A 19,216-nucleotide genomic window follows, 5' to 3' on the forward strand; every position below is an offset into this window, starting at 1 on the left:
TCAGGCTTGGGCAGCGTCGTAGAATAGGGCGTCGTCGCGCTGGCGCTGGATGGCATGGGCCAGTGCGGTTTCGGCCTGTTCATCGTCGCTGCGGATGTCGCATGCGCTCTTTTCAACCTGCTCGGGGTGTAGGCCGAGCTTGTCGAACAGCGCCCGGTCGCGTTCGACCTGGGGATTGCCCGTCGTCAGCAGGGTGTCGCCATAGAAGATGGAATTGGCGCCGGCGAGAAACGCCATGGCCTGGGTCGATTCATCCATCTGCTCGCGTCCGGCGGACAGGCGGACGTGGCTGGCCGGCATGAGGATGCGGGCCACGGCGATGGCACGGATGAACTCGAGCGGGTCCAGGTCCTCGACGTTTTCCATCGGCGTGCCCGGTACCTTGACCAGCATGTTGATGGGCACCGACTCCGGGTGCGGATTCAGGCGTGCCAGTTGCTGCAGCAGGCCGGCGCGATCCCGGGTCGCCTCGCCCATGCCGAGAATGCCGCCCGAACAGATTTTCATGCCGGCATCGCGAACATTGGACAGAGTGTCCAGGCGGTCGGCGTAGGAGCGGGTGGTGATGATCTCGCCGTAGTATTCCGGCGAGGTGTCCAGATTGTGGTTGTAGTAGTCCAGGCCCGCCTCGGCCAATCGGCTCGCCTGATGGGCGTCGACCATGCCCAGAGTCATGCAGGTTTCCAGGCCCAGCTCCTTGACCCGGCCGACCATCTCCAGCACCACGTCCAGGTCGCGTTCCCGAGGGCTGCGCCAGGCAGCGCCCATGCAGAAGCGGCTGGCACCGGCCTGTTTGGCGGCACGGGCCTGCTCCACCACCTTTTCGACCTCGAGCAGCTTTTCCTTGCCGAGCCCGGTGTTGTAGTGGCCGGACTGGGGGCAGTACTTGCAGTCTTCCGGGCAGGCGCCGGTCTTGATCGACAACAGCGTCGAGACCTGCACGGCGTTGGGATCGAAGTGTGCCCGATGAACCTGCTGGGCGCGGAACAGCAGATCGTTGAAGGGCAGCGAGAACAGCGCCTCGATCTCTTCCAGGCGCCAGTCGTGGCGCGGTTCGTGAGAGGCGTCTAGGTTCAAGTCAACCGCATGGGCGTCGTGGTGTTGGGCTGGCATGGGAGGGCTCGCTTTTGGTCGAACTTTTCGAGTTTGTCACGGTTGACCGATAGGGTAAGGCGTCGCCGGTTTATGTCAACCATTCATGATTTCAAGGTTGACGACTGGCTGCGGCGCCTGTTGCCTGGTCGCTGCGCCTTCTGTCTCGCCGCCTGCGAGTCGACGGCACCCTGGTGTCAGGCCTGCCACCTGGCATTGCCGTGGAATCTGCCGGCCTGTCCGGCGTGTGCCGAGCCGCAGCCCGCTGGGTCGCGGGCGCGACGTTGTGGACGTTGTCTGCAACGTGCACCGGCCTTCGATACGGCTCGCGTGCCGCTGCGTTACGAGGGCGAGTTGAGGGGATTGATGCAAGGCTTCAAGTTCCAGGCCTCACCGCGCGCCGGCAGCTTGATGCTGGCGCTGCTGGAGGACGCGCTGAGGGATAAGCCGTGTCCCCAGGCGTTGCTGGCGGTACCGCTGCACCCTCGACGCGCCCGGCAACGTGGCTTCGACCAGGCGCGTTGGCTTGCCGAACGCTTGTCGGCACGCCTGGACATTCCGCTGGTGGTGGCGCAGCGTCGGCGCGATACCCCGAGCCAGCGGGGGCTGGACCGCAAGCGACGACGCGGCAATCTGCGTGCTGCCTTTCGGGTGGAGACGGCACTGCCGCCCGAGGTCGCGTTGCTCGATGATGTGATGACCACCGGCGCGACCCTCGATGCCCTGGCCCGTGCCTGTCATCAAGCCGGGGCGGAGCGGGTCGAGGCCTGGGCTGTGGCGCGCACGCCATTGCCTTGAACCCGCCCGAGCATTCGCTGCAAGGCAATCGTAGCGACCCTTTCGCTATTTAACGCCATTGATCGAGAGTTTCCTTCAAGACACCTTGGATTGAGGTGGGCTTTTCCGGCGACAAGCCTAGCGCTCTAAGTCCGACAGGCTGTTAGCATGCCTGATTAGTCGATTGAATCAGGAGCGCCGAATGGAAACCTCGATCCATCCCTTTGCCCGCCTCGAGCCTGCCCGGGTGGTGGCGGCGGTGGAGTCCCTGGGGTTCTGGCTGCCCGGCGAGCCTTTCGCCCTGAACAGCTACGAGAACCGGGTCTATCTGGTGCATGACGACGAGCGCCGGCGCTGGGTGGTGAAATTCTATCGACCGGGACGTTGGAGCGATGCCCAGATCCAGGAGGAGCATGATTTCCTGGCCGAGCTGGAAGCGGCGGATGTCGCGGTCGCCGCCCCCTGGCGCGACGAGCAGGGCGTAAGTCTGCATCGTGCCGAGGGATTTCGTTTCGCGCTCTATCCGCAATTGCCGGGGCAGGCGCCCGAGCTGGAAAACCCGGCCCATCTGTTCGCCCTGGGCGAGGTCATCGGTGCGATGCACGCCGTGGGGGAGAGCGGCCGCTTCGCTCATCGCCGCACCTTGAACCTGGACGACATGCTGGCCGAGGCATGCGATGGCGTACTCTCCAGCCCCTGGCTCGATCAGCGTCAACGGCGTGCTTATACCCGGGTGACCGACAGCCTGCGTTCGGCGCTGGTGGATCGTGGCTGGGCGCCCGAACGCAGCATCCGCGTGCATGGCGATTGCCATCTCGGCAATATGCTGGGGCGCGACGAGGTCTTCGGCCTGGTGGACTTCGACGATTGTCTGATGGCCCCGGCGGTGCAGGATATCTGGATGCTTTTGACCGGGCAGGAAGAAGGCGAATGGCAGATGCAGCTCTCCGAGGTGATCGAGGGTTACGAACAGCACCGTGACTTCGACCGGAGCGAGCTGGCCCTGATCGAGCCGCTGCGCGCCTTCCGCCTGATACGCCACAGTGCCTGGCTGGTGGCGCGCTGGGAGGATCCTGCCTTCCCCGTGGCCTTTCCCTGGCTGGCCGATGCCGGTTACTGGGATGACCACATCCGCCAGCTCGAGCAGCAACGACGGGTACTGGATGCCGCGGTCTCCGGGCAGGCGTGAAGTACGGCAAGACGCATCCGTGTTGCCGGGAGCCGGGGCGGGACTGCGTTGGCGCATGGCATGCGCTAGAATCGTGTCCTTTCGACCCGGGGAAGATGAACACGGGGTAACAATTCGATGGCAGAGGCGTGATGGCCGCGCTGATGCATCGCCATAACGATTCTGCATGGGGCCTGAGAATGACCGAACAACTCGCCGACCATTACCGCCAGATCATCCAAGAGATCGGGGAGGATCCTGACCGGGAAGGCCTGCGCGATACGCCCAAGCGTGCCGCCAAGGCCATGCAATTCCTGAATCGTGGTTATTTCCAGTCCTTGGAGGAGATCGTCAACGGTGCCGTCTTCGAGTCGGACACCGATGAGATGGTGCTGATCAAGGACATCGAGCTGTATTCAATCTGCGAACATCACCTGCTGCCGTTCACCGGCAAGTGTCATATCGCCTACATGCCGAGCGGCAAGGTGCTGGGCCTTTCCAAGTTCGCGCGCATCGTCGACATGTACGCGCGGCGCATGCAGATCCAGGAGAACCTGACTCGCCAGATTGCCGAGGCGGTCCAGCAGGTCACCAACGCGCGCGGCGTGGCGGTGGTGATCGAGGCGCGTCACCTGTGCATGATGATGCGCGGCGTCGAGAAGCAGAATTCGAGCATGACCTCCTCGGTGATGCTGGGTGCCTTCCGGGAGTCGCAGAGTACGCGGCAGGAATTCCTGACGCTGGTTCAAGGTAGGTAGGAGACAACAATGGCAATGCTCGCCCTGGATGATCAGCACCTCGATCACGACCTGGCCACGATACGCATCAAGAACCTGCGCTTGCGGACCTACATCGGCATCAAGGATGACGAGATCCGCAATCGCCAGGATGTGGTGATCAATGCGGTGATTCGCTATCGCGCCGACAAGGCGCTGGCGTTCAATCACATCGAGCAGGCGCTGAATTATCGCACCATCACCAAGCAGGTCATCGCCCATGTGGAGGATAACCGCTTCCAGTTGCTGGAGCGCATGACCCGGGAAGTGCTCGACCTGATCATGAGTTTCGAGCAGGTCCTCACCGCCCAGGTGGAAATCGACAAGCCCCATGCCCTGCGTTTCGCCGACTCCGTGTCGATTACCCTGTCGGATTCCCGGGAGCCGAGGCGAAGCAACTGAATCCGGCAGCGTCATGGTGACGCCTGGCGGTTGGCGTGCGACCTCCATACGCTTAGCATGGAGATCAATCCTCACCAAGCGCCTTGAGCCAGGAGTCGACCATGGAAGCCCTGAAGGAGAATCTGAAGGAAACCCAACTGTATTGCCCCTTCGCCTACATCGACGGGAGTTGGGTCGCCGCCGACAGTGGCGAGCAGATCGAGGTGGTCAACCCGGCCACGGGCGATGTCGTCGGGAGTGTACCGCGCCTGGGGCGGGCGGAAACCGAGCGGGCCATCGCCGCTGCCGACGCCGCCCTGCCTGCCTGGAAGGCCTTGACTGCTCTGGAGCGCGCCGATGCGCTGATGAAGTGGCATGACCTGATGCTCGAGCATCAGCAGGACCTGGCCACCATCATGACCCACGAGCAGGGCAAGCCCTTGAAGGAAGCCGCAGGCGAGATCGCCTATGCGGCAAGCTTCTTGCGCTGGTTCGCGGAGCAGGCCCGTCGTATCAACGGCGAAACGGTACCGGCCGCTTCCAGCAACCAGCGTATCGTGGTCACCAAGCAGCCGGTGGGCGTGGTGGGGGCCATCACGCCCTGGAACTTCCCGGCCGCGATGATCACCCGCAAGGCCGGTGCGGCCCTGGCCGCGGGCTGTACCTTCGTGGTCAAGCCGGCCAGCCAGACGCCGTTCTCGGCCACCGCTCTGGCCATGCTCGCCGAACGTGCCGGCATTCCGCGCGGTGTGTTCAACGTGGTGCCCGGTCGCGCCTCGCAGATCGCCGCCGCCCTGACCGAATCACCGATCGTGCGCAAGATCACCTTCACCGGCTCCACCGAAGTGGGGCGTGAGTTGATGGCTCAGGCCTCGCGCCACGTGCAGAAGATCTCGCTGGAGCTGGGCGGCAATGCGCCCTTCATCGTCTTCGAGGACGCCGATCTGGATGCCGCCGTGGAAGGCGCCATGGCGGCCAAGTTCCGCAATGCTGGCCAGACCTGCGTGTGCACCAACCGTTTCCTGGTGCAGTCGAGCGTGGTCAATGCCTTCTGCGAAAAGCTGGCGGTGGCCATGAACAGCGAGCTCAAGGTTGGCGACGGCACGAAGGAGGGCGTCAACATCGGCCCGCTGATCGACGAGAAGGCCGTGGAGAAAGTCTCCGAACACGTTCAGGACGCCGTCGAGCACGGCGCCGAATTGCTGCTGGGCGGCCATCCGCATCCGCTGGGCGGCAACTTCTTCACCCCGACGCTGATCACCGAAGCCAACGATGGTATGAAGGTGGCCGGCGAGGAGACCTTCGGCCCGTTGGCCGCCGTCTTCCCCTTCGAGGACGAAGAGGACGCCGTGCGCATGGCCAACGACACCGAATATGGCCTGGCCTCCTACTTCTACTCCCGCGACCTGGGGCGCGTGTGGCGCGTGGCCGATGCGCTGGAATACGGCATGGTGGGCATCAACACCGGGTTGATTTCCAACGCCGCCGCCCCCTTCGGTGGCGTCAAGGCCTCGGGGCTCGGCCGCGAAGGCGGCCACCAGGGCATCGAGGAATTCCTCGAGACCAAGTACCTGTGTATCGATCTCGGAGCCTAACCCTCAGCCTTAAGCGGTAAGAAAAGACAACCCCGTCGGTATTGAACTGCACCCCGAAGGTTGGACGTCCAATCCAATCTTCGGGGTGTTTCTATTTTGGCGAGGTCGAGAAAACAGCTGGATGATGGTCAGGCTAGGCGAAAATCGGCGCGAAAGCGGAGTTTGCTGTTGCAAATGAGCATTTCAAGCCGATTTTCAACGACGCATGGCCGAGTTCCAGCGTTTTCCCCCCGGCTCAGTGCCTGAAGTGCCGCATTCCGGTAAACACCATGGCAATCCCCGCCTCGTTGGCGGCGTCGATCACTTCCTGATCGCGCATGGAGCCACCTGGCTGGATGACGGCGGTGATGCCGGCGGCGGCTGCCGCGTCGATACCGTCGCGGAAGGGGAAGAATGCGTCGCTGGCCATGACCGAGCCGGGCACGGAAAGGCCTTCGTCGGCGGCCTTGATGCCGGCGATCTTGGCCGAGTAGACGCGACTCATCTGGCCGGCACCGACACCGATGGTCTGGCCGCCCTTGGCATAGACGATGGCGTTGGACTTGACGAACTTGCCGACTTTCCAGGCGAAGGCCAGATCACGCATTTCCTGCTCGCTCGGCACTCGATCCGAGACCACGCTCAGCTCGTTGCGCTCGACCATGCCCAGGTCGCGGTCCTGGACCAGCAGGCCACCGGTGACGCGCTTGAGGTCGTGGTTTTGCTCGCGCTCGCCCGGCCAGTGCTCGGCAACGTCGAGCAGGCGCACGTTCTTCTTCTCGGCAACGATCTCGCGGGCGGCCTCGTCCACGCCGGGGGCGATGATCACTTCGACGAACTGGCGGTCGATGATCGCCCGGGCGGTTTCGGCGTCGAGGGGAACGTTGAAGGCGATGATGCCGCCGAAGGCGCTGGTCGGGTCGGTGGCGAACGCCTTGTCATAGGCGGAGAGTGCGCTCTCGCCGACGGCCACGCCGCAGGGGTTGGCGTGCTTGACGATCACGCAGGCGGTCTCGTCGAACCCCTTGACGCATTCGAAGGCGGCATCGGTATCGGCGACATTGTTGAAGGACAACGGCTTGCCCTGCAGGGTGCGTGCCGTGGCCACGCCGGGTTCGCGACTGGCAGGGTCCACATAGAAGGCAGCGGCCTGGTGCGGATTCTCGCCGTAGCGCATGGACTGCTTCTTGTGGAACTGCAGGTTGTAGGTGCGCGGGAAGCCTTCCTCGCCGCCCTCGACGCGAGCGCCCAGGTAGTTGGCGATGGCCGCGTCGTAGCCGGCGGTGTGCTCGAAGGCCTTCACCGCCAGGTCGAAACGGCTCGCCTGGTTGATGCCGCCCTGGTCCAGTTCATCCAAGACTCGGGTGTAGTCGTCGGCGTTGACCACGATGGTGGTGTGGGCATGGTTCTTGGCGCAGGCTCGCACCATGGTCGGCCCGCCGATGTCGATGTTCTCGATGGCGTCCTCGAGGGTGCAGTCCGGGCGCGCCACGGTGTCGGCGAACGGGTAGAGGTTGACCACCACCATGTCGATCGCCGCGATGTCGTGCTCGGCCATGACGGCATCGTCCTGGCCGCGCCGGCCGAGAATGCCGCCGTGGATCTTGGGATGCAGCGTCTTGACGCGACCGTCCATGATCTCCGGGAAGCCGGTGTGCTCGGAGACCTCGGTGACGGGCACGCCGTTTTCGCGCAGCAGACGATAGGTGCCGCCTGTGGAGAGCAGCTCGACGTCTCGATCGCGCAGGCCGCGTGCGAAATCGACGATGCCGGTCTTGTCGGAGACGCTGATCAGGGCGCGGCGTACCGGGGCGACGGAGGAAGTGGATTGGGCCATGAAGATCACTCTGTTGCGGGCATGGGAGCGTGACGGGAAAAGAAGCAAGGGCGCCGGGGCGCCCTCGTGTTCAGATCAATCCATAATGCTTGAGCTTCTTGCGCAGGGTGCCCCGATTGAGCCCCAGCATCTCGGCGGCTCGGGTCTGGTTGCCCTGGGCGTGATCGAGTACCGAGGCGAGCAGGGGAGCCTCCACCTCGGCCATCACCATGGCGTGCAGGTCGGTCACCTCGCAGCCATCCAGGTGGGCGAAGTAGCGGCGCATGGCGGCGTCCACGGCATCACGCAGGAGCATATCGTCGCCGGGCGCGGAAGCGCTGTCATCGGCGGCGTCGCGAGAGGCCCGGGGTTCGATCTCGGGCAGCGCGGAAGACTGGGTAAAGGCTTGGCTGCTGGTCATGCGGCACAGGTTCCATCCGATGTCATACCCCTGACGACCTCTGACGTCGTGTCGGCGGGAGCATGACGAAACAGTTCGTCGATGAAGCGGCACTGGGCGTTGGCGGCGTCCAGGCCGTTGAAGGTGGCGCGCAGGCGTTTGCGTTCGGCGTCGTCGAAGCGGGCATCACCGGCGAGATACCAGCCGATGTGCTTGCGCGCGATACGCACGCCCATGTGCTCACCGTAAAAATCATGCAGGGCCGACAGGTGGTCACGCAGCACCGCGGCACGTTCGGTGTCGTCGGGAGGTGCCATGCGTCGGCCGTGGCGCAGGTAATGATCGATCTCGCGGAAGATCCAGGGATTGCCCTGGGCGCCGCGACCGATCATCACCGCATCCGCTCCAGTATAGTCGAGGACTCGGCGAGCCTTCTCGGGAGAGTCGATATCGCCGTTGGCGAATACCGGGATACCCACGGCTGCCTTGATGGCGGCGATGGTATCGTATTCTGCTTCGCCACCGTAGCGTTGCTGGCGATGGCGGCCGTGCACGGCGAGCGCCTGGATGCCCGCCGACTCGGCCAGGCGGGCCACGCGCACGCCATTGTTGCTTTCGGCACACCAGCCGGTGCGAATCTTCAGCGTCACCGGAATGTCCACGGCGGCGACCACGGCATCGAGGATCTCGGCGACCAGGGCCTCGTCGCGCAGCAGGGCCGAGCCGGCCGCCTTGTTGCAGACCTTCTTGGCCGGGCAGCCCATGTTGATGTCGATGACCTCGGCGCCCATCTCGGCGTTGAGGCGGGCGGCCTCGGCGAGCATGGCGGCGTCACCGCCGGCGATCTGTACGGCCCGGGGGCCGGGTTCTCCTCGGTGATCCATGCGTAGCCGCGATTTCCGGGTATGCCACAGGTTCGGGTCAGAGGTGACCATCTCGCCGACCACCAGTCCCGCGCCCAGGCGACGGGCGAGCGCCCTGAAGGGGCGGTCGGTCACGCCGGCCATGGGCGCCAGGATGACCCGATTGGACAAGGTATGACGACCAATGCGTGGCAGTGGGCTGGAATCGGACATGCTTGCAATCGGCTGCTGAGAAAGGGGACACATCATACGCCCCCCGCTATCCAGGGTGAAGGCCACTCAAGTCGAACGTCGTCCGGTCAGGCGTACCCAGCCTTCACGAACCTCCGGTTCATCCATCGTCAGGCCGCGTGCGGCATAGGCGGCGAGGACTTCATCGGCCTGGGTTTCCAGAATGCCGGACAGGGCCAGGCGGCCACCGGGGGCGACACGTTCGGCGATCTCGTCGGCGAGCTCCACCAGGGGGCCGGCCAGAATGTTGGCCACCACCAGCGGGAAACGTGCCTCGGCCTCGAGCGATTCCGGGTATTCGAGGCGCAGTGCCGTCTCGTCGACGCCGTTGCGCTCGGCATTGTCGCGGCTGGCGGTGAGCGCCTGGGGGTCGATGTCGGTTCCCGTGGCGTGGCGGGCGCCGAGCCGCAGGGCGGCGATGGCCAGGATGCCGGAGCCGCAGCCCACGTCGAGTACCTCGCGATCGTCCAGCTCGCCGTCCACCGCCAGGCCATCCAGCCAGGCAAGGCACAAGGCGGTGGTGGGGTGGGTGCCGGTACCGAAGGCCAGGCCCGGATCGAGCAGCAGATTGACCGCCTGAGGGTCCGGTGCCTCATGCCAGCTCGGCACGATCCACAGTCGCTGCCCCATGCGCAGCGGCTCGAAGTCGCTCATCCATTCCCGCTCCCAGTCGCGGTCGGCGAGCAGCTCGTGCTCGATCTCGGGCAAGGGCTCGCCGGGCATGGCCTCGGCCCAGGCGGCGGCCAGGCGTTCGAGCATGGCCGGTAGCCCTTCGAGGTCGTCGTAGAGGCCGGTGAGCACCGTCTCGTTCCAGAGCGGCGTGGTACCGCGCTCGGGCTCGAAGAGCGGTTCGTCCTGGGCGTCCTGCAGGGTGATGGCGGTGGCGCCTTCATCCAGCAGCAGTTCCTCGAGCACTTCGGCGTGTTCCGGCGCGATGCGGGCCTTGAGTTGCAACCAGGGCATGAAGACTCCGGGGGCTTGGGGCGATGGATTGGAGGATAGTCGAGACGACAACGGGGCGGCGTTCGCCGCCCCGTCGGGGAGGGCACGTCGGCCGGGGCTTACAGGCCGAGTTTCTTCTCCAGGTAGTGGATATTCACGCCGCCCTGCTGGAAATAGCCGTCGCGGACCAGATCCTTGTGCAGGTCGGTGTTGGTCTTGATCCCCTCGACCAGCAGCTCGTCCAGGGCATTGCGCATGCGGATCAGTGCCGTTTCGCGGTCATCGCCCCAGGTGATCAGCTTGCCGATCAGCGAGTCGTAGTGGGGCGGAACCGTGTAACCGGTGTAGACGTGGGAGTCCATGCGCACCCCGAGGCCGCCGGGCGGGTGATAGAGCGTGACCCGGCCGGGGGACGGCATGAAGGTCCTGGAATCCTCGGCGTTGATGCGGCATTCGAAGGCATGCCCGGACAGCTCGACGTCTTCCTGGCGAATCGACAGGGGCAGTCCGGAAGCGATGCGCAGTTGCTCGCGAACGATGTCGACGCCGGTCACCATCTCGGTCACCGGGTGCTCGACCTGTACCCGGGTGTTCATCTCGATGAAGAAGAATTCGCCGTTCTCGTAGAGGAACTCGAAGGTACCGGCGCCACGATAGCCGATCTTGACGCAGGCGTCCCGGCAGGCCTTGAAGACCTGTTCGCGTGCCTGCTGGTCCAGGCCGGGTGCGGGAGCTTCCTCGAGCACCTTCTGGTGGCGGCGTTGCAGGGAGCAGTCCCGGTCGTAGAGGTGAATGGCATTGCCCTGGCCGTCGGCCAGCACCTGCACCTCGACGTGGCGAGGGTTCTCGAGGAACTTCTCCATGTAGACGGTGCCGTCGCCGAAGGACGAGTGGGCCTCGGTACGGGTCACGTTGACCGCGGAGAGCAGGTGACCTTCGGCATGCACCACGCGCATGCCGCGCCCGCCGCCGCCGGCGGCGGCCTTGATGATCACCGGGTAGCCGATGCGCCGCGCGGTGGCCAGTATCTCGCCCTCGTCGTCGCCGAGCGGGCCGTTGGAGCCGGGCACCGTGGGCACGCCGGCTTCCTTCATGGCGTTGATGGCGCTGACCTTGTCGCCCATCAGGCGAATGGTCTCGGCGCTGGGGCCGATGAAGGTGAAGCCGGAGCGCTCGACCTGTTCGGCGAAGTCGGCATTCTCGGAGAGAAAGCCGTAGCCGGGATGGATGGCGCTGGTGTCGGTGACTTCGGCGGCGCTGATCAGCGCCGGAATGTTGAGATAGGACTGGGCCGAGGAAGCGGGACCGATGCAGACGGCCTCGTCGGCCAGGCGTACGTGCATCAGTTCGCGGTCGGCCTTGGAGTGTACCGCGACTGTCCGAATGCCCAGTTCCTTGCAGGCGCGCAGGATGCGCAGGGCGATCTCGCCGCGATTGGCGATGAGAACCTTGTCCAGCATGATGGAGTCCGCCAGTGTTGTGGGAAGATCAGGAAATGACGACCATCGGTTGCTCGAACTCGACCGGCTCGCCGTCCTCGACCAGGATCGCCTCGACCACGCCGTCGCGGTCGGCCTCGATCTGGTTCATCATCTTCATGGCCTCGACGATGCACACGGTCTCGCCTTTCTTGACGCTCTGGCCGAGTTCGACGAAGGCCTTGGCGCCCGGTGCCGGTGCGCGATAGAAGGTGCCTACCATGGGCGAGACGATTGGCTGGCCCTGATAAGCGGGGCCTTCATCGACCTCGGCGGGGGATTCGACGGGCGCGGCGGCCGGTTGCGGTGCCGGTGCAGCGGCCGTTGCCGGCCAGGCGGGCGCGGCGGGCTGCGGATGTTCTGTGCCATTGGGATGGCGGCTGATGCGAACCGACTCTTCGCCTTCCTGGATCTCGATCTCGCTGATGTTCGACTCTTCCAGTAGCTCGATCAGCTTCTTGACCTTGCGGATATCCATGACGTTGTCTCGATCAGTGGGTTCTGGGGGCTGCCCGGCGCTGTCAACCCGGGCGATTTCTTAATAGATCGCGGCAAGTTGGCGTGCTTTGCCGTCTCTAGGCGCCGTAATGGCTGATGTCAGCGGAGTTTGCCGAAAATCGACGTGGATGTCCAGCCAGTGACGAACGCTGTTCGTTTAACAGTCCGATGCTGGCCGATCAGGCCTTGTTCCGTTGCATCCAGGCGGCGATTTCGCGCAGGTGCGTGGCCAGGTCGGGGGCGTCGATTTCGCCCTGTACACGCGCCTCGCGCAGCTCGCGGTTCCCGTCGAAGAATAGCAGGCCCGGCGGGCCGAACAGGCCGAAGTGATCGAGCACTTCGCGACTGGTCTCGCCGCTTTCGGTGACATCGACGTCGATGCGCCGGAAGCCCTCGAGGGCGGCCACGACCCGAGGGGCGGGGAAGACATCCCGCTCCATGATCGTGCAGGAGATGCACCACTCGGCGGTGACATTGACCATGGCGGGCTGGTCGGAGGCGGCCAGCGCCGCCTGCAGTTCGTCGAGACTCTCGACCACCGTGACCTCCTGTGGGGCGGTCTCGGTCGATGCGGCGGAAAGGGTGGCTCCGGCTGGCGCGAGGGGGCGAAGCGGGTCCTGGGCGCCGCGCGAGGCACCGATCACCAGGGTGATGCCCCAGGTCAGCAGCAACAGCCCCGCGGCCTGGCGAACCCGTGGCCAGCCCTGGGCCTGGCCGGGGTTCAGGGCGCCCAGCGCCAGTGCCGTACCGATGGCCAGGGCGGCCCACAACAAGAGCACGACAGCGCCCGGCAGCAACCGCGCGACCAGCCAGATCGCCACGCCCAGCAAAAGAATGCCGAAGGCGCTCTTGACGCCATTCATCCAGGGGCCGGTGCGTGGCAGCAGGGTGGTGCCGAAGGTGCCGACCAGCAGCAGGGGAATCCCCATGCCCAGGGCGAGGGCGAGCAGGGCGGCGCCGCCCACCAGGGCATCGCCGGTCGACGAGATGAAGACCAGGGCGCCGGCCAGGGGGGCGGAGACGCAGGGCGAGACCACCAGCACCGAGAGCGCGCCGGCCAGCGCCAGGCCGATGGGCCCGCTGTGCTGGGCCTTGTCCTGCCAGGCATCGAGACGACTCGCCAGGCGGGGAGAGAGGCGCAGGTTGAAGACGCCGAACATGGCCAGCGCGAAGAGCCCGAACAGGATGGCGAAGACGATCAGCACCGGTGCGGATTGCAACCTGGCCTGCAGGTTCAGGCCGGCGCCGAACAGGCCCATGAGCATGCCCACCACGGCATAGGTGATCGCCATACCGGCCACGTAGCTGGCCGAGAGGGCGAAGGCGCGAGGGCGGCTGGGATTCTGGCCGACGATGATCGACGACAGGATCGGCACCATGGGCAGCACGCAGGGCGTGAAGGTCAGTCCCAGGCCGGCGAGCAGGAACAGGCCCAGCACCAGGGGCAGGCTGGCATCGCGGATCAGGGCGTTGAAGTGGCCGTCCTCGCTGCGAGGAGCGTCGCCGGCCGTCAGTCCGGTGGTCTGGGAGGCCGTCGAGCGGGTGGCTGTTCCGCTGCCTGCGGAGGGCGCTTGCCAATCGGCGAAGGCGGCCGGTGCCTGACCTTCCGGTGCCTGAAGCTCGATGGTCTCGGGCGGATAGCACAGGCCGGCGTCGGCGCATCCCTGGAAGGTCAGCGTCAGATCCAGGGGGCCCTGGTGAGGCGTGTCGAGAGGGGCTTCTAGAACCACGCGGTCGTAGTAGACGTTGACATCGCCGAGGAACTCATCGGTCTTGGCCTCGCCGGGCGGGAGCTCGAGTTCGCCCAGGGTGACGTTCGGATCCCGGGAAGCGACGTCGAACTGGTGGCGATATAGATAGTAGCCGTCGGCATTCTCGAAACCGATCTTCAGGGTATCGCCGTCATGCCAGACGCTGGGCTGGAACGCTTCCATGACCGGCAGGAAGTCCGAGCCGTCGTTTGAGGAAAACCATTCGGCCTGGGCCGCCATGGGCAATAGCAACAGAACAAGGCAGGCAAGACGACGAAGCTGTGACACGGGGTTTCCTTTCTCCGAGGGCATGGATGGCGCGATTGAGACTGCCGAGATGGCTTGGGGTTCCGGGCCTGTGCCGCTATGCTCAACTGCTGAGGCATTCATGAAGGTGTCAGGATAACGTATTCGAGCGGCATGGCGTCATGTCATGGACGTTCGGCCCTTCATCTACACGGCAGGGAAATGCGCAAATGGGATTGACGAACAAGACCACGAATCGCCGCCGCAGCAAGGACGAGGTGCTGGAGCGTCCGCAGTATGGCTGGATCTGGAAACCGTTGCTGGTGCTGCTGATCCTGTATCTGGTGGTGACGGTGGCGCTGGGCGTGTGGTGGAGTCGGACCCCGGCGGGCTTCGATGTTGAGCAGGCGGTGGCCGAGCAGCGTGATGGCGGAACGGCTGCGAGGGGTGCGGTGACCGTCGCCGGCCTGCGGACCACCCTGGCGACCCTGATCGACAAGCCCGGCGGCTATCTGCGCAACGACATCGCACCGCCGGGCCTGTGGCTCGACAACATGCCGGCCTGGGAGTACGGCGTGCTGCGTCAGGCGCGCACCCTGGTGGCCGCCATGCCGGCACTGGCGGATGGGTCGGCCGAGACATTCGAGGCGACGGCGACCCGGCTGCGTGGCGATGGTCGCGACTGGCTCTATCCGTCCACGGAACACCGTATTCGCCAGGCGCTCGACGATCTCGACGCCTATCTGGTCCAGCTCGGCGAGCCCGGACATGCCGGCTTCGGTGACGATGGGAAGGGGCTGGCACCCTGGTTGTCGCAGGTGGCCAAGGAGCTCGACGAGATGGGAGGGCGGCTCTCCGCCAGTGTCGGCGACAAGGAGCGGCTTGCCGAACTGGGCGTGCCGGTGGCATCGCTGCCGGAGTCGACGCCCTGGTACCGCGTCGACAATGTCTTCTTCGAGGCTCGAGGACAGGCCTGGGCGCTGCGCCACCTGCTGGCGGCGATGCGTCGCGACCAGGCGGACGTGCTGGAAGCCGCCGGGCTTGCCGAGCGTTGGGACGCCCTGGCGGCGGAGCTGGAGCGTAGCCAGCGTCGCCTGTGGAGCCCGGTGGTGCTCAACGGCTCGGGCTTCGGCATCTTCGCCAATCACTCCCTGGTGATGGCCAATCATGTGCTCCGGGCTCGCGATCTGGTGCGCGAGCTGGCCGAGGGGGTGGCGGCGCCGGTGGAGGGATCTGGCGCCGAAGCGCCGTCGAACGAAGGATAGAAGAGGCGTTGACGACAAGGGGCCGCCCACTGGGCGGCCCCTTTCATGATGGCGCGAGTGATGGCCGATCCGCTGGATCAGGCCTTGCCGTAGGCGGCCACGGACTTTTCGATGGCCTTGCGGGCGGCTTCGGCGCCTTCCCAGGATTCCACCTTAACCCACTTGCCCTTCTCGAGATCCTTGTAGTTCTCGAAGAAGTGGGCGATCTGCTGGCGCAGCAGTTCCGGCAGGTCGGTGACTTCCTGGATGTCGTCGTAGAGGCTGGACAGCTTGGCATGCGGCACGCACACCAGCTTGGCGTCCTCGCCGGCCTCGTCGGTCATGTTGAGGATGCCGACCGGGCGGGCGCGGATCACGCTGCCGGGCGTGACCGGATAGGGCGTCACCACGAGAGCGTCGAGGGGGTCGCCGTCATCGGCCAGGGTGTGGGGGATGAAGCCGTAGTTGGCCGGATAGAACATCGGGGTGGCCATGAAGCGATCGACCAGCAGCGCGCCCATGTCCTTGTCGATCTCGTACTTGACCGGCGCATGGTTGGCGGGGATTTCGATCGCCACGTAGACGTCGTTGGGCAGGTCCTTGCCGGCGGGGATGTTGTCGAAGTTCATGAGGGCGTCCTTTTCTGGCGAGTGTCCGGGTCGAGTGGCAGTAAATGCGGCGAATTATACGAAGCCGCCGGGGGGATTACCAATCCCCCCGGGAAATGGTTTTTTAGGAGATTACGGCTTTGGTGGACGAGCCAGCATCGCGGACGACGTGTATGATGGCCCCCTGTTGAGCCGGCCCGGCCGGCGATTTGCCGCGAGCCCGAGGAGAATGTCTTGGCATCCGCGCAATTGTCTCTGAGTTACGGTCAGGCCTTCGTGGCGCCGGACCGGCGTCGGCATCGCAGCTCGATGTCGGTCCTCACGCCCGAGGTGCTGCAATTGTCGACCAAGGGCGCCTGTGCCCTGATCAGCGACTCCACTTCCCGCAACGCCCTGGCCAAGCAGGCCGGCGACATCAGTGTGCGTGGCTTTCTGGCCGATTACTTCTCGACGCCCGACCATTGGGACGTGAAGACCTCGGTCAACCGTGTGTTGCGTTCGCTCAATGGCTGGTGCTTCGGTCAGAGCCGTCAGGTGAGCGATGGCAGCTATGTGAGCTCGTTGTCCGTCATGATCTATCGCGGACGCGAGGCGCACCTCTTCCATATGGGCGACACCCTGGTATTCCGCCTGCGCGGTGCCGAGTTCGAGCAGCTTTCGCGCGATCACGTCACCGACCTCGGAGGATATCGCTATCCCTCCCGGGCGTTGGGCATGGATGCCAGCATCGACATCGACTATGCGCGTCTGCCGCTCAAGCAGGGCGATATCTTCCTGTTCACCACCCAGGCGGTGCAGGGCACCCTGATGCCATCCGACTATGTCGGCCTGATTCGCCAGGATGCCAGCGACCTCGACGCGGCCTGCGAACGCCTGGCGCAGACCGCCCGGGAGCGCGCCCAGGAGCGGGGCTACGGTGGCGATCAGTTCTGCTTTCAGCTGGTGCGCATCGATGAGTTGCCCGAGGAGGAAGAGGATCGGCCCGGCAAGGTCTACGGTGACCTGCCGATCCCGCCGGAGCTGTCGGTGGGCGAGCGCCTGGATGGTCTCGAGGTCCTGTCGGTGCTGTCGCGCACGGCGCAGTCCCGCGTCTATCGCGTGCGCGATGTACGCAGCGGCCGGGAGATGGTGATGAAGGCGCCGAGCCCCGAGCTGTCCACCCGCAATGCCTACCTGGAGCATTTCCTGTTGCAGCAGTGGGTGGTCGAACGGGTGCATTCGCCCTTCGTGGTCAAGGTCATGGAGCCTTCGCGGCCGCGCCGTTTCCTCTATTACCTGATGACCTATGTCGAAGGCGAAACGCTCACCGCCTGGGCGCGCCGGCATCCTCAGGCGAGCCTGGCGCAGCGGCTGGATATCGCCATCCAGATGGGCAAGGCCCTGCAGGCGTTGCACCATCGCGATCTGCTGCACCAGCAGGTGCATCCCGACAACATCTTGATCGACAAGCACGGTCAGGTGGTGCTGGCCGACTTCAGCGCCTGCCATATGCGCGATGTCGATGGTCATCGACGCTCCCGTAACCTGGTGCGCCAGGTGGGGCTGACCGAGCACAGCGCTCCGGAATATGCCCTGGACGACGAAGTGGGGCGGCGCAGCGACCAGTATTCGCTGGCCTCCACGGTCTACTGGTTGTTCACCGGTGAGTTGCCTTATTCGCTGCCGACCAAGGACCTGCTGCGGCACACCGATCTGGAGCAGATGACCTATCGCAGTGCCCGGACCCTCAATCCCGAGGTATCGCCGGCACTGGATGACACTCTGCGCCGTGCCCTGGCACCCCAGCGTGCGCTGCGCTTCCGGCGGCTGTCGGAATTTCTTCATGCCCTGCGGGGGCCGAGCGGCGAGGCGCGGGAGTTGTCGGAGGCGGTCGAGTCGTCCCGCGAGCCGACTCGCTTCTGGCAGGGTGTGGCGGGGATTTTGCTGTTGCTGTTGGTGTTGTCCTGGTTGTTGCGTTAGGACAACACTGATTTATTGCTGTGCTTCCTCTAAGCGGGATGGAAGAGGGCGGCAATCGGTAGGGAATCCGTGAGTGGTGAGCCACGATACGAGAATCTCGTATCGTGGCTCGTGGCTCGTGGCTCGTGGCTCGTGGCTCGCAAGCTTAAAGCTTGAACTCGGGCAGTTTGCGTTCGACGCGATGCTTGGCGAGCTTGGCGACTTTCGGCAGGCCGTTCTCGAAGGGCGGGAAGTCCTCGCCCTGAATCAGCGGGGCGAGGTAGCGCCGGCACTGTTCGGTGATGCCGAAGCCGTCCTCGCGGATGAAGTCCCGGGGCATGAACTTCTCGCGGTTGGCCACGTCGGCCAGCGGTGCGGCCTCGACGGTCCAGGCATAGGGCTCGTCGCTGATGCGCTTGATGGCGGGCATCTTGGCGTTCTGTCCGTCAAGAGCCAGTTCCACGGCCTTTTCGCCGACGGCGTAGGCCTGGTCGACGTCGGTCTTGGAGGCCAGGTGGCGCGCGGCGCGTTGCAGGTAGTCGGCCACCGCCCAGTGGTACTTGTAACCGAGATCCTGCTTGATCATGCCGGCCAGTGTCGGTGCCACGCCGCCGAGCTGGCGGTGACCGAAGGCGTCGGTATTGCCGGAATCCGCCAGGAAGGTGCCGTCCTCGTAGCGGGCTCCTTCGGACACCACGATCACGCAGTAACCGCACTTCTTGACCGACTCCTCGACGCGGGCCATGACCGCGGCGCGGTCGAAGTCGATCTCGGGGAAGATCACCAGGTGCGGGGGATCGCCCTCGCCCTGGCCGGCCAGGGCGCCGGCGGCGGCGATCCAGCCGGCGTGGCGGCCCATCACTTCGAGCACGAAGACCTTGGTGGAGGTGGCGCACATGGAGGCGATGTCCAGGGAGGCCTCCAGGGTCGAGGTGGCGATGTACTTGGCCACGCTGCCGAAGCCCGGCGAGTTATCGGTGATCGGCAGGTCGTTGTCCACCGTCTTGGGAACGTGGATGGCGGTGAGCGGATAGCCCATCTTCTCGGAAAGCTGCGAGACCTTCAGGCAGGTGTCGGCGCTGTCGCCGCCGCCGTTGTAGAAGAAGTAGCGGATGTCGTGGGCGCGGAAGACCTCGATCAAGCGCTCGTACTGGGTGCGGTGGGTCTCGATGTCCTTGAGCTTGTAGCGGCAGGAGCCGAAGGCGCCGGCCGGCGTGTGACGCAACGCCGCGATGGCTTCGTCGCTCTCCTGGCTGACGTCGATCAGGTCCTCGGTCAGGGCACCGATGATGCCGTTGTGTCCGGCATAGACCTTGCCGATGCGGTCGTCGTGGCGCCGGCAGGCTTCGATGACGCCGCAGGCGCTGGCATTGATCACGGCGGTGACGCCGCCGGACTGGGCATAAAAGGCGTTGTGCTGAGCCATGGGGCTT

The 19,216-nt window shown here is 65.2% G+C and carries 17 protein-coding genes; 7 read left to right on the forward strand and 10 right to left on the reverse strand.

Translation table 11 applies throughout. From position 1 onward, the window contains the following. Positions 1–1,113, reverse strand: a complete 1,113-nt coding sequence (gene bioB, locus HELO_RS06430; protein WP_013331926.1) for a biotin synthase BioB — start codon at positions 1,111–1,113, stop codon at positions 1–3. Between the two features lie 72 nt (positions 1,114–1,185). Between bioB and HELO_RS06435 the strand changes: the two genes are divergently transcribed. From HELO_RS06435 to HELO_RS06455, 5 genes are all read left to right on the forward strand, one after another. Then, positions 1,186–1,890, forward strand: coding sequence for a ComF family protein (locus tag HELO_RS06435; RefSeq protein ID WP_232519622.1), 705 nt, complete (start codon positions 1,186–1,188; stop codon positions 1,888–1,890). A 181-nt stretch (positions 1,891–2,071) separates the two neighbouring features. Beyond that, positions 2,072–3,058: a serine/threonine protein kinase gene (locus HELO_RS06440; RefSeq protein ID WP_013331928.1), complete on the forward strand. Its 987-nt coding sequence runs from the start codon at positions 2,072–2,074 to the stop codon at positions 3,056–3,058. A 179-nt stretch (positions 3,059–3,237) separates the two neighbouring features. Then, positions 3,238–3,795: a GTP cyclohydrolase I FolE gene (gene folE, locus HELO_RS06445; protein WP_013331929.1), complete on the forward strand. Its 558-nt coding sequence runs from the start codon at positions 3,238–3,240 to the stop codon at positions 3,793–3,795. A gap of 9 nt (positions 3,796–3,804) precedes the next feature. Then, positions 3,805–4,215 (forward strand): dihydroneopterin triphosphate 2'-epimerase, encoded by a 411-nt coding sequence (gene folX / locus HELO_RS06450; RefSeq protein ID WP_013331930.1) that lies wholly within the window; start codon positions 3,805–3,807, stop codon positions 4,213–4,215. 101 nt (positions 4,216–4,316) lie between these two features. Then, the gene (locus tag HELO_RS06455; protein ID WP_013331931.1) at positions 4,317–5,789 is read left to right on the forward strand and encodes an NAD-dependent succinate-semialdehyde dehydrogenase; all 1,473 of its coding nucleotides are present in this window, start codon (positions 4,317–4,319) and stop codon (positions 5,787–5,789) included. 235 nt (positions 5,790–6,024) lie between these two features. Here the strand turns inward: HELO_RS06455 and purH are convergent, their stop codons facing one another. From purH to dsbD, 7 genes are all read right to left on the reverse strand, one after another. Then, on the reverse strand, positions 6,025–7,605 hold the full coding sequence (gene purH / locus HELO_RS06460; protein WP_013331932.1) for a bifunctional phosphoribosylaminoimidazolecarboxamide formyltransferase/IMP cyclohydrolase: 1,581 nt from the start codon (positions 7,603–7,605) through the stop codon (positions 6,025–6,027). A gap of 70 nt (positions 7,606–7,675) precedes the next feature. Beyond that, on the reverse strand, positions 7,676–8,005 hold the full coding sequence (gene fis / locus HELO_RS06465; RefSeq protein WP_013331933.1) for a DNA-binding transcriptional regulator Fis: 330 nt from the start codon (positions 8,003–8,005) through the stop codon (positions 7,676–7,678). Further along, on the reverse strand, positions 8,002–9,060 hold the full coding sequence (gene dusB / locus HELO_RS06470; RefSeq protein WP_109637366.1) for a tRNA dihydrouridine synthase DusB: 1,059 nt from the start codon (positions 9,058–9,060) through the stop codon (positions 8,002–8,004). Before dusB ends, fis begins: the two co-directional genes overlap by 4 nt. Before the next feature lie 66 nt (positions 9,061–9,126). Next, the gene (prmA, locus tag HELO_RS06475; RefSeq protein WP_013331935.1) at positions 9,127–10,041 is read right to left on the reverse strand and encodes a 50S ribosomal protein L11 methyltransferase; all 915 of its coding nucleotides are present in this window, start codon (positions 10,039–10,041) and stop codon (positions 9,127–9,129) included. A 98-nt stretch (positions 10,042–10,139) separates the two neighbouring features. Next, a complete protein-coding gene (gene accC / locus HELO_RS06480) occupies positions 10,140–11,480 on the reverse strand; it encodes an acetyl-CoA carboxylase biotin carboxylase subunit (protein ID WP_013331936.1) in 1,341 nt (446 codons plus the stop codon). Between the two features lie 28 nt (positions 11,481–11,508). After that, the gene (gene accB / locus HELO_RS06485; protein ID WP_013331937.1) at positions 11,509–11,976 is read right to left on the reverse strand and encodes an acetyl-CoA carboxylase biotin carboxyl carrier protein; all 468 of its coding nucleotides are present in this window, start codon (positions 11,974–11,976) and stop codon (positions 11,509–11,511) included. Between the two features lie 199 nt (positions 11,977–12,175). Next, positions 12,176–14,035 (reverse strand): protein-disulfide reductase DsbD, encoded by a 1,860-nt coding sequence (gene dsbD / locus HELO_RS06490; protein ID WP_109637367.1) that lies wholly within the window; start codon positions 14,033–14,035, stop codon positions 12,176–12,178. 188 nt (positions 14,036–14,223) lie between these two features. On the opposite strand from dsbD, the gene HELO_RS06495 reads away from it, so the two are divergent. After that, positions 14,224–15,258 carry a DUF2333 family protein gene (locus tag HELO_RS06495; RefSeq protein WP_013331939.1) on the forward strand — a complete coding sequence of 345 codons (1,035 nt, stop codon included), beginning with the start codon at positions 14,224–14,226 and terminating at the stop codon, positions 15,256–15,258. Between the two features lie 77 nt (positions 15,259–15,335). Here HELO_RS06495 and ppa read toward each other — a convergent pair whose 3' ends face one another. Beyond that, the gene (ppa, locus tag HELO_RS06500) at positions 15,336–15,866 is read right to left on the reverse strand and encodes an inorganic diphosphatase (RefSeq protein ID WP_013331940.1); all 531 of its coding nucleotides are present in this window, start codon (positions 15,864–15,866) and stop codon (positions 15,336–15,338) included. A gap of 213 nt (positions 15,867–16,079) precedes the next feature. Here ppa and HELO_RS06505 point away from each other — a divergent pair, with 213 nt between their 5' ends. After that, on the forward strand, positions 16,080–17,804 hold the full coding sequence (locus HELO_RS06505; RefSeq protein ID WP_013331941.1) for a bifunctional protein-serine/threonine kinase/phosphatase: 1,725 nt from the start codon (positions 16,080–16,082) through the stop codon (positions 17,802–17,804). Between the two features lie 145 nt (positions 17,805–17,949). On the opposite strand, the gene HELO_RS06510 is transcribed toward HELO_RS06505, so the two are convergent. Continuing rightward, the gene (locus tag HELO_RS06510) at positions 17,950–19,209 is read right to left on the reverse strand and encodes a 6-phosphofructokinase (RefSeq protein WP_013331942.1); all 1,260 of its coding nucleotides are present in this window, start codon (positions 19,207–19,209) and stop codon (positions 17,950–17,952) included. Between the last annotated feature and the right edge of the window lie 7 nt (positions 19,210–19,216).

This window comes from Halomonas elongata DSM 2581 (genome assembly GCF_000196875.2).
Taxonomy (GTDB): Bacteria; Pseudomonadota; Gammaproteobacteria; order Pseudomonadales; family Halomonadaceae; genus Halomonas; species Halomonas elongata.